This window comes from Burkholderia sp. AU19243, assembly GCF_018148075.1.
Classification (GTDB): domain Bacteria; phylum Pseudomonadota; class Gammaproteobacteria; order Burkholderiales; family Burkholderiaceae; genus Burkholderia; species Burkholderia latens_A.
Genome location: NZ_JAGSTV010000008.1, coordinates 280,304 through 293,907, shown reverse-complemented (window position 1 = coordinate 293,907; position 13,604 = coordinate 280,304). Strand labels below are relative to the sequence as shown.

Here is a 13,604-nt window from a genome sequence, read left to right as displayed (position 1 = left end):
CACCGCGACCACCGCGACCACCGCGACCACCGCGACCACCGCGACCACCGCGACCACCGCGACCACCGCGACCACCGCGACCACCGCGACCACCGCGACCACCGCGACCACCGCGACCACCGCGACCACCGCGACCCTGGCGCTATCCGGGATGACTCAGCCAACACCGGAGACCTTGAAATGCGCAGGCCTTCGATGAAGGATGCCGACGTCCCTCCTCCGACCGCCACAGCTTTATGCGCATAAACCTGCGGTGGAGAGGGATCCCACCGTTGCCCCCGCCAAACATACCGCTCCGATTGCATTGCCGCCGGGAAACATTCGACTGAAGCGGTCCCCGCCAACACGTCGCCGTGCCGATCGCTGCGCCGCGCATGCGTTCGAGCCGCCACCTTTATGCGCATAAACACCTGGGGCGTTGCGCGCATTCCCCGGTCGACCCAACGGACGAATATCGTGCGGCCAGGCATTCAAATCGCCCATCACATATACATTGGCACCCCGCCGAAGCGCCCGTAACGAGACTGGCTACAATACGTGCCTCTCTCATGGAGGCCTGACCGATGATCACGATCTACCACAACCCCCGGTGCTCGAAATCCCGCGAGACGCTCGCACTGGTCGAAACGTTGAACAGCATCGGTACGCCGGTGAACGTCATCGAGTATCTGAAGACGCCGCCGTCTGTCGAGGAACTCGAAGCACTGCATCGTCAGCTCGCGCGGCCGGTGCGCGACATGCTGCGTGACGGCGAAGAACCGTACAAGACTCTGGACCTTGCGCGCGCGAATCTGACCGACGCAGACGCATATGAAGCGATTGCCGCGCATCCGATTCTGCTGCAGCGTCCGATCGTCGTGTATCGGGGCAAGGCGGCGATTGGCAGGCCGCCCGAGTCAGTGCGGGCGCTGTTTGAATAATTGTTGTACGGCGTATTTTTCTTGTCGCATCAAATCGACGGCAAGCGTATCGAACTGGCGCACGCGCGAGTGGACTGAAGGCATTTACGAGATCGAACCCGGTTCCAACGCGGACCCACCGCCATCGAACGCAGCGCCATTGCCGTCCTGCCTCGGCCGATCAAACCGTGCACCCGAGAATCACCCAGATCAGACCGCGGGGCCGCATCGGCCGGTGACCATGGCAACGCCCGGCTCGCCGGCGCGTCGGCCGCCGGCTGCGCATCGCCATCACGGACGAACTGCGCCGGCTCGATTTCGCGCAATCGCACTGCGGTGCCGACGCGGGAAGCTTGCATCGCCCCGCGCCTTTCGCGACAGCTGCGCACGCAGTCCGCAGCGGTAGACGATCAACAGCCGACCGCAACGACCGTGGCCTTCCGCGCTGCCGCCTCGCGCTGGCCGCGATACGTCAGCGATCTTCGTCGCCCGGGGACTCGCGCCGATCGTCGTCCGCCGTGACGTCGCGCCCCGCCGCCGCATGCGCGGCCGCCCGCAGCATCGCGATCTGCCCGCGATACGCACGGCATCCGCTGCACACCGGCAGATGTACATGCACCTGCATGTGCTCCTGAAGCGTCAATGACCGGTCGAGCGCAGCCGACAGCAGTCGCGTCACGTCCCTACATTTCCCCGGCAGCATCTTCGGTCGTCAATCCTTTTTCGCTGAGGCAGGTGCGCAGGCGCGTGCGCGCCCGATACAGCAGCACGCTGCAATGATTCGTCGTCAACGTCAGTTCGTGGCAGATATCGTCGATCGCGACATCCAGGAATTCGCGCATCATGAACACGCGGCCGATATGTTCGGGCAGGTGATCGAGGCAAACCTGGAATAGCGTCCAGAACTGCTGTTGCTGCAACAGCGTTTCGGGACGCGGCCACGGCCGCGGCTTCGTGTGTGCGGCCCAGTGCCCGTTTTCCTTGAACAGCTCGCGATCCAGCGCCGATTCGCCGTCGAGCTCCGCATCGAGCGCGGACAGACTCACCGTCCGCTGCCGCGCGCGCAGCGTATCGATCAGCTTGTTGCGCAGGATCCCGAAGACCCACGTCTTGTGCGCGGACCGTCCGGCGAACTCGCCCGCATGCGTCCACGCGGCCGTCAGCGCTTCCTGCACGGCGTCTTCGGCCGCGTCGGCATCGCGCAGCTGCAGCCGCGCGAAGCGCAGCAGATCGTGACGCAGTTGGGCGAGGTAAGCAGGATCGTCGTACGCGGACGGCATGGCGAGCGGAAAGCCTTGTATGGCAACAGCGTTGGATCGCGTTCCACAGGCAGGCGGCCGCGAAACGATGTGCGAGCAGCTTACTGGGCACGCGGCCACGCCGCAACGCATGTTCCGTCGCGAATTCACGAAGCGGCCCGCCTGGCTGCGCTATGCTTGCCGGAACGCCGCGTCGCGCGGCGCGAATTCGCGATGCGAGCGGGATGTAACTTCAGACCATAACGGTCGAGTTATCCACAATTTCTGTGGAAAACCTTGTGGAAAGTCGGCCGGTCGGCCCCGTCGGACGGCTCGCGGGCTGGCTTGCCTATAAACAGACCTTTGTCGCCTGTCCTGAATCAATCGGTCCGATTCCTCACTCACCGGAAGGAGAACACCATGTCCTATCGTGTTGCGGTCGTCGTCGGCAGCCTGCGTCGCGGTTCGTGGAACCGCGCGCTCGCGCATGCCGTAATCTCGCTCGCCCCAGCCGATTTCTCGTTCGAATTCGTCGAGATCGGCGAACTGCCGCTGTATAGCCAGGACTACGACGCGGACTTTCCGGAAGTCGCGAAACGCTTCAAGCAGTCGATCGAAGCAGCCGACGCGCTGCTGTTCGTCACGCCGGAGTACAACCGCTCGATTCCGGGTGTACTGAAGAATGCGCTCGACTGGGGGTCGCGCCCGTGGGGCCACAACTCGTGGTCGGGCAAGCCAGGCGCTGTGCTCGGCACGTCACCAGGCGCGGTCGGCACCGCGCTTGCGCAGCAGCATCTGCGCAACGTGCTCGCGTATCTCGACGTGAAGACGCTCGGTCAGCCGGAAATGTTCATCAAGCACGACCCGGCGCGCATCGGCGACCAGGGCCAGATCGTCAGCGAAGATACGCGGAAATTCCTGCAGGGCTTCGTCGACCGCTACGTCGACTGGGTGCGCGTGCTGAAGTCGGTCTGAGCGTCGTCGCGTTGCAGGCGCCGGCCCGCGCGCCCGCGGGTCACGCGCCTGCGTGCCGCGCATCGCGCGCCTCGCGGATCCCGAGCAGGATCTCGTCGAGCAGCGCGATGTCGAACGGCTTCGACAACACGCGCACGTTGACGGTCCGCGTGCGATCGAGCTCCTCCGCGTAACCGGTGACGAGGATCACCGGCAGCTTCTCCGGCCGCTTGCCGATTGCTTCGGCGAGGTCGATGCCGTTCAGGCGGCCCGGCATGTGGATATCGGAAATCACCAGATCGAATGCATCGTTCGCGGCTGCGCCCTCGACCAGGCGCAACGCGTCGTCGGCGCTGGGCGCATAAGTGACGCGGTGCCCGAGCAGTGTAAGCAGCGCTTCGGTGCCGGCCGCGACTTCGCTGTTGTCCTCCACGAGCAGTACGTGCAGGCCCGCGAGCGGGCCGGTGCTCTGCGCGGCGGGCTGCGGCCGTGCGACGATGTCTTCGACACGCGCACGCGGCAGGTAGAGCCGCACCGACGTACCGGCGCCGACCGCGCTGTCGATCGTCGCGAGGCCGCCCGAGCGCTCGCAGAACGCGAACACCTGCGGCAGCCCGAGCCCCGTGCCCATCCCTTGAGGCTTGGTCGTGAACAGCGGCTCGAACGCGCGCGCCAGCACGTCGGGCGCCATGCCGGCGCCCGTATCGTCGAGCGAAATCTGCACGAAATCGCCGGTCAGCGGAAAGCCGTCCTCGCGACGCAGCGTCACGTTGCGCGCGCCGACGGTTAAACGGCCGCCGGTCGCCATCGCATCGCGCGCGTTGACTGCGAGATTGATCACCGCGAGCTCGAGCTCCGCGACGTCGACGCGGATCGGCCACACGCCTGCATCGACCGCGACGACCAGCGACGACTTCGAGCCGAGCGACGTCTTCAGCAGTTCGCGGCACGTGCCGAGCCATTGGCCGACGTCGATCGTCTCGTTGTGAAGCGGCTGCTTGCGCGCGACGCCGAGCAACTGGCGCGTGAGCGACTGGCCGTTCTTCAGCGCACGCTCGATCGCACCGAATTCCTTGTCGAGATGCTGGACGCCGCGCCGCCGCGCGATCTGCACGTTGCTCGAAATGATCATCAGCAGGTTGTTGAAGTCGTGCGCGACGCTGCCGACCAGATTGCCGAGCGCCTGCATCTTGCGCGACTGCCGGTACGCCGATTCGATCGAGCGGCGCATCGACGCCTCTGCCTGCCAGCGTTCCCATGCCGCCTCTTCCGCCTTCAGCCGCTTCAGCGACAACCAGATCACCCACCACAGCGCCACCGACGGCGCGAACATCGAGATGAACAGGACGCTCAGATGTTCGTACCACTGATGCCAGATGGCCGAAGTCCGGTACGAGCAGCTCACGTACACGGGATAGCTGCCGACCTGCCGGTACGCGACGATTTCGCTGTCGGTGCCCTGCCCGACGCGCACGACGCCCGCGCGCGGATCGTTGTGCGCATTGCCGAACGTCGCCGTGCGATCGATCGGCGCGCGTGACGGCGGCGGCGGATACGACGCGATCACCGCGCCGTCCGAGCGCGCGAGCGCCATCGTCATCGGCGTGGACGCACCGCCGAGCAGGTCGCGGTAGAACGCATTGAAGTAGGACGACTTGAGCGCGATCGACACCATTCCGGCGAACGACCCGTCGCTATGACGTCGCGCGACGCCGGTATTGAATACGGGGATGTTCTCGAGCTTGAGCGGCCCCATCATCAACCGGGAGATATGCTCGATCACCTTGCCGTCGCGGATGCCGGTGAAGTCGTCGCGGTTCGCGATCGACGCGTAGGGCGCCGGATAGTAGAGGCTGTTCGCGAGCAGCATCCCGCTCGCACCGAAGATCGACACCGCCGCTACCTGCGGATAGCCGCCGCCGATCGTATTGAGCGCGTCGTGAATGTCCGCTTCCTGGCGGCGCACCGCGGCGTCGTCCATGTCCTGCACGAGATCGACGATGCGCGCATCGAGCGTCTCGCTCAGGTCGAACACCTTGAGCGCGTGCTCTTCGGCGACGCGCACGGTGCGCATCGTCACGTCGCTCGCCGCGCCCTCGCGTGCCCTCAGGTCGTTGTACGCCATGACCGACACGTAGATGCACGGCAACACGATCGCCGCCACCAGCAGCACGATCAACGTCACGCGCCGGACCGCGAAATCGTGCTCGGGCGCGCCGGACGAATAGTTGCCGTCGTCCTGCCAGTCGTCGGCGGGCGCGGAGGCAGGTGGGCGGGAGTCGGCGGGACGTTCGGACGTCATCGAAGCGAGCGGGCGAAGCGGAGGTGGTCAATCATAAACGAGTTGCGCTCGGCCGCCGTACGGCACAGCACATGGGCAACCTGTTGCTTCCGACAGGAACGCAATGAAAGAATGAAAACGCTATGAATCCGGCAGCGCAAACGTACACAAAGAAAAATTTTGCGTGCTTATCTCAAAATTGATCGCGACTGTTTTCGGAATGACGGCCGATCGAACCGATTCTGTTCGAAATGGTGAAAATGGCGAGTTGCACCGCCTCCGGTTTACTCAGAGAATCGCGCCTTGCTTTCCCTATGACAGATATATGCGCCCGCCGGCGTTTGCCGCGCGGAGCGTCGCGCGCGTCGTGGCGCGACGCTCCGCGCGCGGCCGCAAGGCGGTTGCCCCGCGCTTGATTGCCCGGCGCCTCAAGAAGCGCGCCGCGCGGTCGTTAACGCGAGAGAGACCATTCCGTATACCGCTTCGCCGCCATGCCTTTGCCGATAGTGATTGCCGACGATTCCTTGCTCGCTCGCAAACTTCTGACAAAGGCGCTGCCGGGAGACTGGGACGTCGACGTCGCTTATGCGGCGAATGGTCGCGAGGCCTTGGCGCTCTATCGTGACGGCAAAGCTTCCGTGATGTTTCTGGACCTGACGATGCCCGACATGAACGGCTATCAGGTACTGGAAACACTGCGCCACGAAGATCTGAACACGTTCGTGATCGTGGTATCCGCCGATATCCAGCCGCAGGCGCAAGCACGCGTGCGCGAGCTCGGCGCGATCGCATTCGTTGCCAAGCCCGTGACGTCGGAGGCGTTGCTGCCCATTCTCAAGGAGTATGGGTTGTATGCCTGAATCGGTGTTCACGGCGGAGCAACGCGACGCGTTGCAGGAAATCGCCAACCTCGCGATGGGTCGAGCCGCTGCACGGCTCGCGCTGCTGCTCGGGCACTTCATCGAGCTGTCCGTACCGCGCGTGCGCGTCGTGAAGGCGGCCGATGCGGGCGACGCGCTGCGCGAGATGACCGGCATTCACGAGAACGTGACGGCCGTGCGCCAGGGCTTCCGCTCCGACATCAAGGGCGAGGCGATCGTGCTGTGCCGCAGCGCGAGCGTCGCGCGGCTGATGTCGCTGATGGAGCGCACCTTCGGTGACGGCGTGTATGCCGGCATGGAGACGCAGGACGAAATCGTGTTCGACGTCGCGAACGTGCTGATGAGCGCGTGCGTCGCATCGATCCTCGACGAGCTCGGCCGCAAGCCGGTGTTCTTCCCGCCCGGGCTGCTCGGCGCGAACGTGTCGTTCGACGACGTGTTCCAGCCGAACGCGCTCGCGTGGAGCGTCGCGCTGCTGCTCGAAGTGAACTTCGGGCTCGAGGATCATGCGTTCCGCGCACATTTCGTGATGCTGATGGCCGAAGATTCGATCCGGCTGATGGGCGATGCGCTCGACGCGTTGCTGTCCGCGCTATGAACGCGCCGGCCGTTACCCCCGCTCCGTCGCTGAGCGACCTCGTGATCGAACGGGTCGGCTTCGGCCTGTTCGTACTCGATCGCGGGATGACCGTGCTGATGTGGAATCGCTTCATGCAGGACCACAGCGGCATCCCCGCCGCCGACGTGATCGGCCGCAACCTGTTCGACTGCTTTCCCGAGCTGCCGCGCGCGTGGCTGCAGCGCAAGCTCGAGAGCGTGTTCCAGCTCGGCAGCTTCGCGTTCAGCTCGTGGGAGCAGCGTCCGTACCTGTTTCGCTTCGAGCACGACCGGCCGATCACGGGCGGCGTCGATTACATGCAGCAGGACTGCACGTTCATGCCCCTCACGCGCGGCCGCGAAGTCGAGGCCGTGTGCGTGACGATCTCGGACGTCACTCACGTGAGCGTAATGCAGCGCGAGCGCGAAGAGGCGGTCGCGAAACTGCGCGAGCACGCGAACCTCGATGGCCTGACCGGCATCGCGAACCGGCGCTACTTCGAGGCGCGGCTAAGCGACGAGTTCGCGCGCTGGCAGCGTTACGGCGGCGACCTGTCGGTCCTGCTGTTCGATCTCGACCACTTCAAGACGATCAACGACCGGTTCGGGCACGCGGTCGGCGATGCGGTATTGCGCGAGACGGCGCGGCGCGTCGCGGCGATCGTGCGCGCGCAGGATACGTTCGGCCGTTTCGGCGGCGAGGAGTTCGCGTTGCTGCTGCCGTGCACGAATCTCGACGAGGCGATGCTCGTGGCCGACAAGGTGCGCGTTGCGATCAGCGGCACGCCGGTCGATGCGGAAGGCGTCAGCGTGTCGGTGACCGCGAGCGTCGGCGCCGCGTGTGCGACGGCAGGCGCGGCGGCGTGCGACGCGCTCGTCAACGAGGCCGACACCGCGCTGTATCGCGCGAAGCGGCTCGGGCGCGACCAGTCGGTCGCATACGCGTAACCGCCGCGCGGCCGCCGTTGCAGTTGCCGGTTCGCGCGTGTGCGGCGCGCGTTTCAGCTTTTCGCGATGTCGGCGAGCACGCCGGCCAGCACGGCCGGCTGCGACACGAACGGAGAATGGCTGCTGTCGAGCTGGTGCACGTGCGTCGGGTTGCCGGGCACGAACGCGTCGGCTTCGTCGATGAAGCGCTGCTGTAACGCCGGAAGAATCACGCGATCGGCCAGGCACTTGATGTAGTGACGGTCGATCGCTCCCCAGCGCGCGGCGGTCGTCGGGATCGCGGTGGCGAACGGCGCGGCCGGCACGTCGCAACTCATCAGGTTCGCGACCGCGTCGAAGTCGGCGAGCGGCGCGTCGTCGTACAGCGCACGCTTCATGAGTGCGCGATACGCGGTGTCGGCGCTGTGCGGATCGATCCGCAGCGCGCCGGCGACGCGCGGGCTCGCGAGCATCAGCGGGCCGAGCATCTCGCCGTGGTTCTCGGGCGCACGCACGTAGTCGAGGCCCGGCACGCCCGACGCGGGCATGAACGCGGCGAGATAGACGATCTTCGCGATCTTCTCGGGCGCGCGTTCCGCCGCGGCGGTGATCGCGAGGCCGCCCATGCTGTGCCCGACGAGCACGACCTTGCCGCGGCCCAGTGCGTAGGCGTCGTCCACGGCCTGCATCACCTGCGTCGCGTAATCGTCGAGCGTGGTGTTCGCGACCGGCGACGGCTCGGCGCCGAACGCATCCTTGTCGAGCGGCCTGTCGAGATACGATGCGGGAAAGCGGGCATGGACGCCGTGCGCGGGCAGGTCGCGCGCGATCGACAGATAGCCGCGCGCGGCGAGCGCGGCCGCGACGTGCGTGTAGCACCACGCGCCGTGCCACGCGCCGTGCACGAGCACGAAAACGGGATGATCGGACTGCGGGGTGGCGGTTACGTTCGTCTCCATGATGTCCGTGTCGTTCGGGAAAGATGTTCATCTTAGACGAAGCCGCGCACGTCCAAGCATCGACGCGCGGGGTCGCGCGAAACCGCGCTTCTGTCTCGTACAGGCCACATTTCGTCCCGATCTGATTTGAATTTGTCGCGAAGCGCGCTAATTTGACGCTTTCGTCCCCTTTGCGCCCCATGAACGTCGACTATCTCTTCTACCGGAAGCCGGACAAACCCGGCCCCTATTCGCTCGACGACCTGGGCGACGTCGCGCCGCCGATCGGCCCCGGCGACGCCGTGCGTGCGGGAATCGCCAGCGTATTCGACGCGATCGACTGGCATGAATCGCCGGACGTGCCGGGCGCGTGGTTCGGCACCGGCAGCGCGTTGTTCCAGTTCACCGTGGAGCCGGACGGGCGCGTGACGAGCTTCATGGGTTCGCGGCTCGAGCGCCGCTCCATGCTGCAGCTGACCCGCGAAATGGGCCTCATCGCGCTCGACCTGCAGCGCGACATCGTCTACGGCTGACGGGGCGGCCAGCCGCGCCGGCGGCCACCGCCGTCCGCGCCGGCCCGCGGGTACCCGCCCGGCGCCCGCCCGGCGCGGCGCGAGGCCGCCATCGAACTTCAAAGATTGCTATACTTTCGCCCAATTCCGGCTTCCGGCCGGTAATTTGTGCCTGTCTGCGTCGATCGTTCGCATATCTCGCACGCATTTGACGCCCTGACCAACCCAGCCGGGCATGGCTTCTTCAATCGCCCCGCGTGGGTGCCTCCGTGGAGCTCGTCTTGGCCGTTTCCAATCTCGTCGTGGACGAACAAGAAACCGACGCCGCTGCCGTCACATCGGGCAGTTCTTTCTATCTGGCAATGCGCATTCTGCCGGCGGTGCAGCGCGACGCGATGTTCCAGGTCTATGCGTTTTGCCGCGCGGTCGACGACATCGCCGACAGCGATTTGCCGCGCGCCGAGCGCAACGCGGGCCTCGATCGCTGGCGCGCGGATATCGACGCGTGCTTTGCCGGCCGTCCGCCGCGGCATTTGATCGCGCTTGAGCGCGAAATTCGCGCGTTCAACCTGCAGCGCGACGACTTCCACGCAATGATCGACGGGATGGCGATGGACGCCGCCGAAGACATCTGCGCGCCCGACGAGCCGACGCTCGATCTGTTCTGCGATCGCGTCGCGAGCGCGGCCGGCCGCCTGTCGGTGAGGATTTTCGGGATCCCCGACGCGGAAGGCATCAAGCTGTCGCACCATCTCGGCCGTGCGCTGCAACTGACGAACATCCTGCGCGACATCGACGACGATGCGGCGATCAACCGCTGCTATCTGCCGCGCGAGCTGCTCGCACGGGAAGGCATTGCGATCACCGATCCGGCGACGATCGCGCGCGATCCGGCGCTGCCGCGCGTGTGCGCGACGCTCGTCGAACGGGCGATCGCGCACTTCCGCGAAGCGGACGCCGTGATGGACACCTGCGCGCGCGCGCAGGTGAAGGCGCCGCGCATCATGTCGGGCGCTTATCGCTGCATTCTCGACGCTGCGATCGCGCGCGGCTTCGCTTATCCGCGTGCCCCGCTGCGCAAGCCGAAGGCGCGCATGCTGATGATCGCGGCGCGCTACGCGCTGTTCTGAGCCGATGCCCAGAACCGTCCACGTGATCGGTGCAGGACTCGCGGGGCTGTCGGCCGCCGTCGAGCTGCAACGCCGCGGGCGGCGGATCGTGCTGCACGACGCGCATGCGCATGCGGGCGGCCGTTGCCGCACGTGGTTCGACGGCACGTTGAACACGACGCTCGACAGCGGGCTGCATCAGATCTTCGCGGGTCAGCCCGCGACGCAGCGCTACCTGCGCGCGACGGGCGCGGCCGATCTGCTCGTCGGGCCCGCGCTGTCCGAATATCCAGTGGTCGACGCCGCGTCGCAGCAGCGCTGGACGCTGCGCTTCGGCAACGGACGCTGGCCGTCGTGGCTGTTCGATGCCGCCTCGCGTGCGCCCGGCACCACGCCGCTCGACTACCTGGCGCTCGCGCCGCTCGCATTCGCGCGCACCGGCCGCTCGCTCGCGCAGACGATGCGATGCGACGGCGTGCTGTGGGATCGCTGGCTGAGGCCGTTTCTCGTCGGCGTGCTGAACGTCGAGCCGCGCCATGCGAGCGCCGAGCTCGCACGAGCGGCGCTGTGCGGCGCGTTCTCGGCGGGCGGGCCGGGCTGCCGGCCGCTCGTCGCGCGCCAGGGGCTCGGCAGCGCGTTCGTCGAACCGGCGCTGCGGATGCTGCAGCATGGCGGCGCGCAAATACGGCTGAACTCGCACCTCGATGCATTCGAGTTCGGCGCGCATGGCAATGCGGTCGACGCGATCACGATCGGCGGCGAACGCGTCGATCTCGCGCCGGGCGACGCGGTCGTGCTGGCCGTGCCGCCGGAGGTTGCGCAACCGCTGGTGCCGGACCTCACGGCGCCCGATACGTTCGGCGCGGTCGTGACCGCGTATTTCGCCGCCGACACGCACGACGGTCCTCCGCAGCAGACGACCGTCGTCAACGGCATCGTCGATGCGATGCGCACCGGCGACGGCACGCTCGCGGCAACGATCCGCGATGCGGGCCGCTGGCTCGACATGCCGCGCGACGCGCTTGCGCAGCGTATTTGGGACGACGTCGCGCGCGTGACGGGCGCGAATGCCGAAGCCATCCCCGCGTGGCAGCTCGTCGTCGAGCCGCGCGCGGGTTTTGCGGCGGTGCCGTCGCAGGAAATGAAACGTCCGGCCGTGCGTACGCGCTGGACCAATCTCGTGCTGGCGGGCGACTGGATTGCCACCGGCCTGCCCGCCACGATCGAGGGCGCGATCCGTTCCGGCCAACTGGCCGCGGACGTGCTCCAGACACAATAAGCAACAGAGGGACCGATGAACGATCTCACCGAAATGGCTACCCTGTCCGCCGGCACCGTGCCGGCCTCGCTCGACACGGCCGTCGCGCGCGCGACCGACGCGCTGTTGGCCGCGCAGAACGCGGACGGACACTGGGTCTACGAACTGGAGGCCGATTCGACGATTCCGGCCGAATACGTACTGCTCGTCCACTATCTCGGCGAGACGCCGAACCTCGAGCTCGAACAGAAGATCGGCCGCTATCTGCGCCGCATCCAGCAGGCCGACGGCGGCTGGCCGCTGTTCACCGACGGCGCACCGAACATCAGCGCGAGCGTGAAGGCGTATTTCGCGCTGAAGGTGATCGGCGACGACGAGAACGCCGAGCACATGCAGCGTGCGCGCCGGGCGATCCATGCGATGGGCGGCGCGGAGATGTCGAACGTGTTCACGCGGATCCAGCTCGCGCTGTACGGTGCGATCCCGTGGCGCGCGGTGCCGATGATGCCGGTCGAAATCATGCTGCTGCCGCAGTGGTTCCCGTTCCATCTGTCGAAGGTGTCGTACTGGGCGCGCACGGTGATCGTGCCGCTGCTGGTGCTGAATGCAAAGCGCCCGCTCGCAAAGAACCCGCGCGGCGTGCGTATCGACGAGCTGTTCATCGACCCGCCCGTCAACGCGGGGCTGCTGCCGCGCCAGGGTCACCAGAGCCCGGGCTGGTTCGCGTTCTTCCGCGTGGTCGATCATGCGTTGCGCGCGGTCGACGGGCTGTTCCCCAGCTACACGCGCGAACGCGCGATCCGTCAGGCGGTGGCGTTCGTCGACGAGCGCCTGAACGGCGAGGACGGCCTGGGCGCGATCTATCCGGCGATGGCCAACGCGGTGATGATGTACGACGTGCTCGGCTACGCTGAAGATCATCCGAATCGCGCGATCGCGCGCAAGTCGGTCGAGAAACTGCTCGTCGTGCACGAGGACGAAGCGTATTGCCAGCCGTGCCTGTCGCCGGTGTGGGACACGTCGCTCGCCGCGCATGCGCTGCTCGAAACCGGCGACGCGCGTGCGGAAGAGGCCGTACTGCGCGGCCTCGATTGGCTGCGCCCGCTGCAGATTCTCGACGTGCGCGGCGACTGGATCTCGCGCCGGCCGAACGTCCGGCCGGGCGGCTGGGCGTTTCAGTACGCGAATGCGCACTATCCGGACGTCGACGACACCGCTGTGGTCGTGATGGCGATGGACCGCGCTCAGAAGCTCAAGCAGACGGACACGTATCGCGAATCGATGGCGCGTGCGCGCGAATGGGTGGTCGGCATGCAGAGCAGCGACGGCGGCTGGGGCGCGTTCGAACCGGAGAACACGCAGTACTACCTGAACAACATTCCGTTCTCGGATCACGGCGCACTGCTCGATCCGCCGACCGCCGACGTGTCGGGCCGCTGCCTGTCGATGCTGTCGCAACTCGGCGAGACGCCGCTGAACAGCGAGCCGGCCCGTCGCGCGCTCGACTACATGCTGAAGGAACAGGAGCCGGACGGCAGCTGGTACGGCCGCTGGGGGATGAACTACGTATACGGCACATGGACGGCCCTTTGCGCGCTGAACGCGGCCGGCCTGACGCCGGACGATCCGCGCATGAAGCGCGGCGCGCAGTGGCTGCTGTCGATCCAGAACAAGGACGGCGGCTGGGGCGAGGACGGCGACAGCTACAAGCTGAACTACCGCGGCTACGAGCAGGCGCCGAGCACGGCGTCGCAGACGGCCTGGGCGCTGCTCGGACTGATGGCGGCCGGCGAGGTGAACAACCCGGCTGTCGCACGCGGCGTCGACTACCTGATCGCGCAGCAAAACGACGAAGGCCTGTGGGACGAGACGCGCTTCACGGCGACCGGCTTCCCGCGCGTGTTCTACCTGCGCTATCACGGCTATCGCAAGTTCTTCCCGCTGTGGGCGCTTGCGCGTTATCGCAACCTGAAGCGCGCGAATGCGACGCGCGTGACGGTCGGGATGTAA

General features: G+C 66.7%; 13 protein-coding genes. 9 read left to right on the top strand and 4 right to left on the bottom strand.

What is annotated here, in order from left to right; genetic code table 11:
- Positions 1-563 precede the first annotated feature (563 nt).
- Positions 564-920: an arsenate reductase (glutaredoxin) gene (gene arsC / locus KDW55_RS17825; RefSeq protein ID WP_212161613.1), complete on the top strand. Its 357-nt coding sequence runs from the start codon at positions 564-566 to the stop codon at positions 918-920.
- Between the two features lie 451 nt (positions 921-1,371).
- On the opposite strand, the gene KDW55_RS17820 is transcribed toward arsC, so the two are convergent.
- Both KDW55_RS17820 and KDW55_RS17815 read right to left on the bottom strand, forming a co-directional pair.
- Positions 1,372-1,602: a zf-HC2 domain-containing protein gene (locus KDW55_RS17820; RefSeq protein ID WP_209825719.1), complete on the bottom strand. Its 231-nt coding sequence runs from the start codon at positions 1,600-1,602 to the stop codon at positions 1,372-1,374.
- Complete coding sequence (locus KDW55_RS17815) at positions 1,583-2,179, bottom strand: RNA polymerase factor sigma-70 (RefSeq protein WP_040138950.1); 597 nt, start codon at positions 2,177-2,179, stop codon at positions 1,583-1,585. Before KDW55_RS17815 ends, KDW55_RS17820 begins: the two co-directional genes overlap by 20 nt.
- 378 nt (positions 2,180-2,557) lie before the next feature.
- On the opposite strand from KDW55_RS17815, the gene KDW55_RS17810 reads away from it, so the two are divergent.
- Positions 2,558-3,112, top strand: coding sequence for an NAD(P)H-dependent oxidoreductase (locus KDW55_RS17810; RefSeq protein ID WP_212161614.1), 555 nt, complete (start codon positions 2,558-2,560; stop codon positions 3,110-3,112).
- 40 nt (positions 3,113-3,152) lie between these two features.
- Here KDW55_RS17810 and KDW55_RS17805 read toward each other — a convergent pair whose 3' ends face one another.
- Complete coding sequence (locus KDW55_RS17805) at positions 3,153-5,393, bottom strand: hybrid sensor histidine kinase/response regulator (protein ID WP_069243466.1); 2,241 nt, start codon at positions 5,391-5,393, stop codon at positions 3,153-3,155.
- 470 nt (positions 5,394-5,863) lie between these two features.
- Between KDW55_RS17805 and KDW55_RS17800 the strand changes: the two genes are divergently transcribed.
- The 3 genes from KDW55_RS17800 to KDW55_RS17790 are packed head-to-tail and all read left to right on the top strand — an operon-like array spanning position 5,864 to position 7,798.
- The gene (locus KDW55_RS17800; protein ID WP_040138947.1) at positions 5,864-6,232 is read left to right on the top strand and encodes a response regulator; all 369 of its coding nucleotides are present in this window, start codon (positions 5,864-5,866) and stop codon (positions 6,230-6,232) included.
- Positions 6,225-6,851 carry a chemotaxis protein CheC gene (locus tag KDW55_RS17795; protein WP_040138946.1) on the top strand — a complete coding sequence of 209 codons (627 nt, stop codon included), beginning with the start codon at positions 6,225-6,227 and terminating at the stop codon, positions 6,849-6,851. Before KDW55_RS17800 ends, KDW55_RS17795 begins: the two co-directional genes overlap by 8 nt.
- Positions 6,848-7,798 (top strand): diguanylate cyclase, encoded by a 951-nt coding sequence (locus KDW55_RS17790; protein ID WP_040138945.1) that lies wholly within the window; start codon positions 6,848-6,850, stop codon positions 7,796-7,798. The genes KDW55_RS17795 and KDW55_RS17790 overlap by 4 nt, the downstream gene beginning before the upstream one ends.
- A 53-nt stretch (positions 7,799-7,851) precedes the next feature.
- On the opposite strand, the gene KDW55_RS17785 is transcribed toward KDW55_RS17790, so the two are convergent.
- Positions 7,852-8,736, bottom strand: a complete 885-nt coding sequence (locus KDW55_RS17785) for an alpha/beta fold hydrolase (protein WP_040138944.1) — start codon at positions 8,734-8,736, stop codon at positions 7,852-7,854.
- Between the two features lie 179 nt (positions 8,737-8,915).
- Between KDW55_RS17785 and KDW55_RS17780 the strand changes: the two genes are divergently transcribed.
- The 4 genes from KDW55_RS17780 (at position 8,916) to shc (ending at position 13,604) form a co-directional block, all read left to right on the top strand.
- A complete protein-coding gene (locus tag KDW55_RS17780) occupies positions 8,916-9,248 on the top strand; it encodes a hypothetical protein (RefSeq protein ID WP_040138943.1) in 333 nt (110 codons plus the stop codon).
- Positions 9,249-9,508: 260 nt separating this feature from the next.
- Entirely contained in the window at positions 9,509-10,357 is an 849-nt protein-coding gene (hpnD, locus tag KDW55_RS17775) for a presqualene diphosphate synthase HpnD (RefSeq protein WP_040140884.1), read from the top strand.
- A gap of 4 nt (positions 10,358-10,361) precedes the next feature.
- Positions 10,362-11,615, top strand: coding sequence for a hydroxysqualene dehydroxylase HpnE (gene hpnE, locus KDW55_RS17770; RefSeq protein ID WP_212198008.1), 1,254 nt, complete (start codon positions 10,362-10,364; stop codon positions 11,613-11,615).
- 15 nt (positions 11,616-11,630) lie between these two features.
- Positions 11,631-13,604 (top strand): squalene--hopene cyclase, encoded by a 1,974-nt coding sequence (shc, locus tag KDW55_RS17765; RefSeq protein ID WP_040138941.1) that lies wholly within the window; start codon positions 11,631-11,633, stop codon positions 13,602-13,604.

Bases quoted from the DNA above. Each gene is read 5' to 3' on its own strand.
- arsC (WP_212161613.1), top strand. From the start codon at position 564: ATGATCACGATCTACCACAACCCCCGGTGCTCGAAATCCCGCGAGACG.
- KDW55_RS17820 (WP_209825719.1), bottom strand. From the start codon at position 1,602: ATGCTGCCGGGGAAATGTAGGGACGTGACGCGACTGCTGTCGGCTGCG.
- KDW55_RS17815 (WP_040138950.1), bottom strand. From the start codon at position 2,179: ATGCCGTCCGCGTACGACGATCCTGCTTACCTCGCCCAACTGCGTCAC.
- KDW55_RS17810 (WP_212161614.1), top strand. From the start codon at position 2,558: ATGTCCTATCGTGTTGCGGTCGTCGTCGGCAGCCTGCGTCGCGGTTCG.
- KDW55_RS17805 (WP_069243466.1), bottom strand. From the start codon at position 5,393: ATGACGTCCGAACGTCCCGCCGACTCCCGCCCACCTGCCTCCGCGCCC.
- KDW55_RS17800 (WP_040138947.1), top strand. From the start codon at position 5,864: ATGCCTTTGCCGATAGTGATTGCCGACGATTCCTTGCTCGCTCGCAAA.
- KDW55_RS17795 (WP_040138946.1), top strand. From the start codon at position 6,225: ATGCCTGAATCGGTGTTCACGGCGGAGCAACGCGACGCGTTGCAGGAA.
- KDW55_RS17790 (WP_040138945.1), top strand. From the start codon at position 6,848: ATGAACGCGCCGGCCGTTACCCCCGCTCCGTCGCTGAGCGACCTCGTG.
- KDW55_RS17785 (WP_040138944.1), bottom strand. From the start codon at position 8,736: ATGGAGACGAACGTAACCGCCACCCCGCAGTCCGATCATCCCGTTTTC.
- KDW55_RS17780 (WP_040138943.1), top strand. From the start codon at position 8,916: ATGAACGTCGACTATCTCTTCTACCGGAAGCCGGACAAACCCGGCCCC.
- hpnE (WP_212198008.1), top strand. From the start codon at position 10,362: ATGCCCAGAACCGTCCACGTGATCGGTGCAGGACTCGCGGGGCTGTCG.
- shc (WP_040138941.1), top strand. From the start codon at position 11,631: ATGAACGATCTCACCGAAATGGCTACCCTGTCCGCCGGCACCGTGCCG.